Source organism: Oleiphilus sp. HI0123, assembly GCF_001635315.1.
The window spans coordinates 1-416 of sequence record NZ_LWGE01000680.1 but is presented as its reverse complement, the minus strand read 5'-3'; the positions used below and the strand labels follow the sequence as shown (position 1 = coordinate 416).

The 416-nt window shown below is 45.7% G+C and carries 1 protein-coding gene; it reads left to right on the top strand.

The annotated features are described in order from the left end of the window. On the top strand, positions 1 to 416 hold a 416-nt coding region (locus A3761_RS06130), incomplete at both ends, for a biotin/lipoyl-binding protein (RefSeq protein ID WP_156491663.1).

Sequence of the window (416 nt, the reverse complement as noted above, 5' to 3'; positions counted from 1 at the left end):
TACTGGCAATTGCTTTACTTATCGTTATGGTTGCCTGGATGGCGGGTGCCTTTAATAACAAGGTAAAGCCCGGGCAAAGTGAGCAGCAAAGTTTGGTAAAACTCGATGAGCTACTAAGGCAAGCGATTGAGGTCGAACGGGTGAAGAAGGAAGTGTTCGAGCCAGTGCCAGCAGGTATTGAAGCGAAACAGAATTCACTTATCTCATCACGTATTCTAGCCAAGATAGAGAAAGTACATGTACGAGCAGGGCAGCAGGTTAAACAAGGGCAGCTACTGATTGAATTGGAAAAGGCAGATTTGCTATCACGGGAGTCTCAGGCAAAAGCGGCTTTGTCTTCAGTGTCTGCACGATTGTTGGAAGCAAAGAATAATCTTAAGCGTTCTGAGGACTTGAGTCAGAAAGGCTTGATTGCT